This is a genomic window from Dendronalium phyllosphericum CENA369 (genome assembly GCF_016056275.1).
In the GTDB taxonomy this organism is placed as follows: domain Bacteria; phylum Cyanobacteriota; class Cyanobacteriia; order Cyanobacteriales; family Nostocaceae; genus Dendronalium; species Dendronalium phyllosphericum.
The window spans coordinates 1-7,886 of record NZ_JAECZA010000129.1; the positions used below are offsets into that span (position 1 = coordinate 1).

The following is a 7,886-nucleotide window of genomic DNA, read 5'->3' on the forward strand; positions in this document are numbered from 1 at the left end:
TCATCTCCCTCATCTCCCTCATCTCCCTCATCTCCCTCATCTCCCTCATCTTCCCCATCCTCTTGTTAACTCCTAACTCAGCAATCGGCACAGCGAATGCACTCATTTACTGACTGTCTTCTTCGGCTGTAGCAATTTCTAGTAGAGTTTTGAGTACTGAGTCAGGGTTAAGACTGATGGAATCAATTCCTTGTTTGACTAAAAAGCGGGTAAATTCAGGATAATCGCTAGGTGCTTGACCGCAAATACTAATTTTACGTCCGTACTGTTTTACAGTAGCGATCGCTTTAGCAATTGTTTGCTGTACAGCTTCATCGCGTTCATCAAATAAATGCGCGACTAACTCAGAATCTCTATCTAATCCCAGTGTTAACTGCGTCAGGTCATTGGAGCCGATGGAGAAGCCATCAAATACTTGACTAAATTCATCTGCTAGTTGCACGTTACTGGGTAACTCGCACATTACATGAACTTGCAAGCTGTTTTCTCCTTGCACCAAACCATGTTTTGCCATTTCTGCCAACACCCGCCGACCTTCTTGGGGAGTACGACAGAAGGGAATCATTAAAATCGTGTTGGTTAAACCCATTTCATCCCGTACCCGTTTCATTGCCTGACACTCTAGGGCAAAACCTTCCCGATAGCGTTCGTCATAGTAGCGAGAAGCACCACGCCAGCCAATCATCGGGTTGTTTTCTTGGGGTTCAAACTGCTTGCCACCCAAAAGATGAGCGTATTCGTTACTTTTGAAGTCTGATAAGCGGACAATTACAGGTTTGGGATAAAAAGCAGCAGCGATCGCACCAACACCTTGTGCTAGTTTATCTACGAAGAATTGTGCTTTGTCTTCATATTGGGCAGTTAATTCAGCAATTTTGTATTTAGCAAGTTCGTCTTCTAACTCATCAAAGTGAACCAACGCTAGAGGGTGTGCTTTGATGTGATTAGCAATCATAAATTCTATCCGCACTAATCCCACTCCATCATTGGGAACAGCGGTTAAGCCAAAAGCTTCTTCTGGATTACCCACGTTAAGCATGATGTGGGTACGGGTGCGGGGTAGTTTCTCTAATGCTACTTCTATTACTTCGTAGGGCAATAAACCCTGATAAACCTTTCCAGTTTCACCTTCGGCACAACTAACAGTGATTTCTTGCCCCGTTTTTAAAATATTAGTGGCATTATCACAACCAACGATCGCCGGAATTCCCATTTCTCTAGCAAGAATTGCTGCGTGACAAGTACGCCCGCCGGAATTGGTAACAATGGCGCTAGCGCGTTTGAGAATTGGTTCCCAGTCAGGATCGATCCGGTTTGTTACTAGCACCTCTCCCGATTGAAACTCGTTAATTCGATCTACATCTACAATCACTCTGGCTTTGCCTTGCCCGATCGTTTCACCAACACTAGTACCAGTAACAAGAGGATGGAAAGACAAGGAGAAATTATTTAAGAATTCTCTTCTGTGCTCTTTTGTTTTTCCGACAAGGCGATAGTTACGCAGCACGTTGTTCATTTTCTGAGACTGCACCGTACGCCGGAAGTTGCTAAGTCAGAACGCACCATTTTTTGCACGCCTACCGATAGGGCAATATTAAAGTGGTCAAAGCCTTTAATTTGTCGATAGGAAATCGCCCGGTCTGTAAATATTGAAGCCAAACACTTGTGGCAAGCTTCCAGAACGCCCTCTAGTCCGCGAACGTTTAAAAAGGTTTCTTGCTGTCCTGCAAAGCTAGCATGGGGGTCTTGAGCAGTGGCACTAGAACGGACAGCTACATCAGTATCAGCACCATAATTTTGGCAGAGGTTTTCGTAGGCAAGAGCGATCGCTTTTTGTAATTCCTGAGGAAACGGAGTTTGGAGCATAAGCAATCTTGCTTTTCTGCCACACTGCCGCAGATTTGTAACGTTCTCGACATCTAAATTTGCAAAAATTTCTCTAAGTTTTGTTTCTAATCCTGCTGAAGAAATGAAATACCTATAAGCACAAGCAGTTGTAGCAAATCCTGTGGGAACTTTTACTCCTTTGCGTCGCAGTTGCTGAATCATTTCACCCAGAGAAGCGTTTTTACTGCCTACTAAAGAAATGTCTGCAATCCCCACTTTACTCAAAGGCAAAACTAAGGCTTGTTCTTTAGAGATTGGTTTTTTAATGTCTGAATGTACAAGTATTTCTAACATGGACAAAGTTTCCATAAATATAAAGGTACTGAAAACGTATGTAGTAAATGAATCTACTGCCTAGTTTCCCGCTTCATGTTTATAGAGAGTTATTTTGAGGATCTTGTGAGGATAGAGGTGGCAAGCAATTACATTCACATTTGGGTTAGGAGAGGGGAAGAAAGCTTTTACCAGACTGTGTTGAACAGTGAATGGGTTTTATTGCGGCATAGCAACTGGCTTATAAGTAAATAATAAGTATTAAAAATAACATATATCTGTAGTTATAGTGAAATTTTAGAAGTTAACCCTGTAGTTATCACTTACGCAAATATGTATAAATATTAAAAAAAATTGATTAATATGATTTTCTTCACAACTTCCTCATATTTCATGACTATCCTCGAATTATAAATAGTTTGTTTTAGAAAACTACTGGCTTGTCAACTGACTGTTTTTAATGTCGAGCGCACTTTTTTATAATCAGGATTTCAAAAAATATGACTTACTGTCCTTGCTGTTCTGGATTACTTTTACAACATGTTCGTGGTTCCGAAATTTCCTGGTTTTGCCGCCATTGCTGGCAAGACATGCCAGTATTTAGTGGAAATAATTCTGGTTCATTGACAGAGGTTGTAGTAGGAGAATTATCGCCTAATGTTCAGAGCCGAAAAACTACCAATACCAGAAAATATACTAGCAACCGCAAAACTGTAACTGGATGGATAGGTGTACAAGATGTGCCAGCATAAAGTCATAGCTGCGCCAACGCCAAGGGCGAACGCAATGATATACCAAAGTGCTGAGTGCTGAGTGCTGAGTGCTGAGTAAAAACCAAGTTGCTGTAAGGCTTTGAGCAATCGCAATTGTCCTAAAAGATGTGACTACGGCTATAAAATTCAACTTGTATATCTTGCCCTATCCCAAAGTTTAAAAAAGTCAACGCTGAGGTTGAGCAGAACATACCGATTTGGGATTCCAAAGCTTTTCTCGGAATTTCAAATAATACTAGTTATCTGATATCTTGCACCTAATCCTAGCGATTAAAAATCGCGGCTATACAAACAAAGTCCGCCGACGCGGACTAATCCAAAATCAAAGATTGAAAACCCACGTAGGTGGGTTTTGCCTGTGTAGCCGCGACTTCCAGTCGCTTGGTGCAAGATGTAAATTATCCCAATTTAGTATCCTACTCGAATAGCCAAGAAAATCGCTTTATTGCCCAAATACTGCAACGCGATCGCGTCAAATCTGTCAAAATTTCTTATAAATACACTCAAGCACCTATTTTATATCTAAAAATATGGTGCTAAAATTCCAAAAATTCTGTTGCATAACTTTTTATTTAAGACCCTCGAATCGATTCGAGGGTTTTCTATTTAATTTTTAATTTTCAATTTTTAATTAAAGGGGACGCTGTTGATGTAAAGCAATTTCTATGTGCAGCTTTAATCGTCTTCCCAATTTTCACAACCCAATAAGTCAATCACCCTATCTCTGAGCAAAAATTCATTTTTTTCGAGTTCTAGCTCAAAACATGCCCAGTCGCGATCGTGGATATATTTACAGAGTGCATAAATTGGTTGCTGACGGTTAACAAGTCCTTTATTGACCAGTAGGCGCGCTTCTTCCTTGATAACCTCAATGTCATATTTAACAGCAGTATCCATAACTTGTTCCTTCGCTTTCGATCGAGGAATTAAGAGCCAAAACAATAACGCTTTGACTTATCTTAAACTTATCAAAAAAATTGGAGGAAATTGTGAAGAATCAAGACATTGAGGCTTGTTTAATTTAGCTGGTTTTTCAGTCTTTAGATAGACTCATTAAAAAAGAATTTATGTTTATGCAGTTTCTAAAATTTTTAATTAAAGAGTAAGGAGTCAAGGTAAGGAGAACAGACTCCTGACTCCTAACTCCTAACTCTTCACTCAATACTCAAGCGCCAAATCTTGATAGTATTATCCTCACTACCGCTAACTAAGGTTTTACCGTCGTGACTGAAGGTGACAGATGTCACAGTATTGCTATGACCGACAAGGGTACGAATTTCCTCTCCTGTAGCTAAATTCCACAATTTGATTGTGCGATCGCGGCTAGCACTAGCAAGAGTTTTACCATCAGGACTGAAGGCGATAGATGTAATGGTGTTGCTATGACCGACAAGGGTGCGAATTTCTTGCCCTGTAGCTAAATTCCATAATTTGATTGTGCGATCGCGACTAGCACTAGCAAGAGTTTTACCATCAGGACTGAAGGCAACGGATGTGATCGTGTTAGCATTCCCAGCAAGTGTGCGGATAGCATTTTCCTTGTTCAGATGCCAAATTTTAATCGTCTTGTCAAAACTACCACTAGCCACAGTCCGACCATCTGGACTAATAGCAACTGACCGCACCCAAAATGTGTGCCCTGTGAATGTGCGTATTAGCCGTCCCGTTGCTAAATTCCACACTTTAACGGTGTTGTCATCACTCCCACTCACCAAAGTCTTTCCGTCTCGGCTAATGGCTAGCGCTTGAATCGAGTCAGAATGCCCCTCCAACGTGCGGATTTCCTTTTTTGTTGGCAGATTCCACAGTTTGATAGTTTTGTCATCACTACCACTAACTAAGGTTTTGCCATCTGGACTGATAGCCACAACATTTACCTTGAGAGAATGACCTTTAAATGTAGAGATTTCCTCTCCTGTAGCTGCATTCCACAGTTTGATTGTGCGTTCAGCATCGCCACTGCTAGCAATGGTTTTGCCATCTGGGCTGATAGCCACCGATACAACCGATTTTTCATGACCTTTAAGGGTGTTAGCTAAGGAAATATTATTTGCGGTAATATTTAGCGCACCCTTATCCGAACTATTTTGATGCTGACTTAATCTAGATAGCAAAATAGTATGAACGCGGCGAAATTGGTTATACCAAGTTTGTTGGAATCCGAACAGGAGGATGACAGCACTAACTAGAACTATATTTCTGAACAGAGTGGATTTGACAGGTAATAAAGGAGTCTGTGTTACTGGTAATTTTCCAGATGATTGACCGGCAGCTGGCAATGCAAGTATTTGTTTGGGAGTTAAATCTCCCATCGCTTCATCAGCTGATTGGTAGCGCTGCTGGATGTCTTTTTTCAATAGCTTGTCGAGAAGGCGATCGAATTCAGGAATTAATGGATTCCGTAAATATTGCCGCCAATCGTTCACCCAGCCATACCCATGTTCCATCCACAACTGAAACGGGGAAGTTCCAGTTAGTAGGTGAAAGCAAGTAGCCCCTAAAGCGTATAAATCGCTAGCTGGGCAGGCTTTACCATCTCTAAGCTGTTCTAAGGGAGAATAGCCATGCGAGCCTATTGATGTGCCAGTTTTCTTTTGTACTTTTGCTGTAAATTGTTTAGAGGAACCAAAATCTATCAGACTTAATCGCCCATCCTTACGATTGCGGATAATATTTTCTGGTTTGATGTCTCGGTGAATGACACCGCGATCGTGGATGAACTGGAGGACAGGTAGTAAATCGTACAAAATTGCTTGAATTTCCCCCGGTCTATACGTCTTTCGCTGCTGTAACTCCTTGAGTAAATTCTGCCCGTTAATAAACTGTTGCACCAAATATAAGCAGTTGTCTTGCTCAAAGTAAGCCAAGAGAGTTGGTATTTGTGGATGTTCTCCAAGTTCTTGCAATCGCTTTGCTTCTTCTGCAAACAAATCCATTGCTTTTTTCTGCGACCAAGTTCCTTGAAATTTTGGCGCTAGTTGCTTGATTACACAACGTTCGTTGAGTTTATCTGTATCTTCTGATAGATAAGTTCTGCCAAATCCCCCCTCATCAGAAAGCACCCGGATGACACGGAAGCGATTTCTCAAAAGCGGCACCAAGGGGGTGCTACAAGTTCGGCACAACTTCTTTCCATTGGGATTTAGGGGATTTGGGCAATCGGGATTTAAGCAGCAGATCATAATCTGACAAACGCGACTGCACTACGAAATAAGCTAAGTTTGTCCAGAAATTTCCCTTAATTAAGATTGGCTCTTGCGTGATGTTGGTAGAAAACACTGGTATTGAAATTGGAAATTCTTTGTAGAGACAATATTGGTAAATGCTAGCCAGTTTTCCTCAATGCTGGAAAACTACAAGAGCCTGAAAAATATTATTTTACGATTATAGAATATTATATCGCAAAAGTGTTTTACAACTTAAAAGTCAGGTAAAGCTGCTTGATCATATCTGAATTAAATTTTACTAGATATTAAGTAAAAATTATTATTAATGACTTATTAATATTTATGATAATGAGATAAAAACACTGACTGAAAGTATGTTTAATTATAGTAAATTGTTACGCAAAAAATTACAATTTTCTCAGAAAAACCTTTGACAATCTATCAGTCACGTTAATTTGATACTTGCGATAAGTAATAATTTAACTGTCGGTGCGACTTATTTTCTTGGAGTTTGGCTTTCCGTGCCCGAATAGCGATCGCAGTTCGTGATATAGGTGGCACATATTTCTCATAACTTTCTACTTTTTTACTATTGCTGTTGAGTGGTTGGGTAGTCAAACAGTTAGTCATAGTTGGTGAATATTTTTGAGTACCTAAAGCTTTAATTACATCATCAACTGTATGAAAACGCTCTAGCAAAGAAATTTTCAGCATTTTTGTCAAAATCTGAGCAAAACTGTCGCTGATATTGACCTCTTTATGCCAACATATCTCACCAGTATCAGTATCGTATTCAAATTCTAAAGGTGCTTTGCCAGTCAGCAGATACAGACAAGTCATGCCCAAAGCATAAATATCACTAGCATAAACTGGACGTAAAGCAAACTGTTCTGGAGGTGCAAACCCCATAGTTCCTACAAAATTGGTAGTTGCAGTTTTGTGAAGTGAGTTTTCACCAGCGTCAGCCAATTTTTCTTTCACCGCGCCAAAATCTATCAGTACTATCCGTCCATCATCTTTGCAACGCAACAAATTTTGTGGCTTAATATCCCGATGAATCACATGATTTTGATGAACATACTGTAAAACTGGTAGTAATTCTTGCAAAAACTGTTTAACTGCGGCTTCAGTTTTGGGGCCTGTTCGCTTCACTTCACGGGCTAAGGTATCACCCGGTACATATTCTTGAACTAAATAAAATTCTCCATTGCCTTGAAAGTAGTCTAGCAGCATAGGAATTTGCGAATGACTACCGAGTTTAGCCAAAGTTTTTGCTTCTTTTTCAAAACGCTGACATGCACTTTGCCAGCTTTTGGCACTAGTCACTTTGGGACAAAGCTGTTTGATAACACACAAAGGATTTCCAGGCAACACAGCATTTTTAGCTAAAAAAGTGATACCAAAACCACCCCTACCTAAAATTCGCAATATTTCATAGCGATCGCGAAATAACTGCTTAGAACCACACATCTGACCAAGATGATTTTGCTGTAAATTGTACTCGTGAAAATTTGCGATCGTTCCTGAAGAAGCATTCATCAGTCAAGCATAGCTACTGGATAATGTCTTCAATTTAACCATAAATATTTTATAACGCCAGTAGTATTACTGCATCTTTGCAAAATTCTGACTTTTGCTACTATTCAAGAGCAAATTTAAAATACAAAATTTAACATATTACGGTAAATTTATCCGGACATACTGAAAGGTGAAGTATGAAGTTGGTTATGTATCTTCATCCTTCACCCTTACCAAGCCCCGTTGGGGCGGGGTGTAGGGTGTGGGG

5 protein-coding genes and 1 pseudogene are annotated in these 7,886 nt (G+C 40.2%); 2 read left to right on the forward strand and 4 right to left on the reverse strand.

Translation table 11 applies throughout. The features are described 5' to 3' along the window. Window positions 1-106 precede the first annotated feature (106 nt). Window positions 107-2,181, reverse strand: a pseudogene (ppsA, locus tag I8752_RS20460) (phosphoenolpyruvate synthase). 479 nt (window positions 2,182-2,660) lie between these two features. Between ppsA and I8752_RS20465 the strand changes: the two are divergent. Both I8752_RS20465 and I8752_RS20470 read left to right on the forward strand, forming a co-directional pair. Beyond that, on the forward strand, window positions 2,661-2,912 hold the full coding sequence (locus tag I8752_RS20465) for a hypothetical protein (protein ID WP_214434133.1): 252 nt from the start codon (window positions 2,661-2,663) through the stop codon (window positions 2,910-2,912). A 366-nt stretch (window positions 2,913-3,278) separates the two neighbouring features. After that, complete coding sequence (locus tag I8752_RS20470) at window positions 3,279-3,473, forward strand: hypothetical protein (protein ID WP_214434134.1); 195 nt, start codon at window positions 3,279-3,281, stop codon at window positions 3,471-3,473. A 135-nt stretch (window positions 3,474-3,608) separates the two neighbouring features. Here the strand turns inward: I8752_RS20470 and I8752_RS20475 are convergent, their stop codons facing one another. From I8752_RS20475 to I8752_RS20485, 3 genes are all read right to left on the reverse strand, one after another. Beyond that, complete coding sequence (locus I8752_RS20475) at window positions 3,609-3,830, reverse strand: DUF4327 family protein (protein ID WP_214434135.1); 222 nt, start codon at window positions 3,828-3,830, stop codon at window positions 3,609-3,611. Between the two features lie 257 nt (window positions 3,831-4,087). After that, complete coding sequence (locus I8752_RS20480; protein ID WP_214434136.1) at window positions 4,088-6,115, reverse strand: serine/threonine-protein kinase; 2,028 nt, start codon at window positions 6,113-6,115, stop codon at window positions 4,088-4,090. A 435-nt stretch (window positions 6,116-6,550) separates the two neighbouring features. After that, window positions 6,551-7,639, reverse strand: a complete 1,089-nt coding sequence (locus I8752_RS20485; RefSeq protein ID WP_214434137.1) for a serine/threonine-protein kinase — start codon at window positions 7,637-7,639, stop codon at window positions 6,551-6,553. Window positions 7,640-7,886 lie beyond the last annotated feature (247 nt).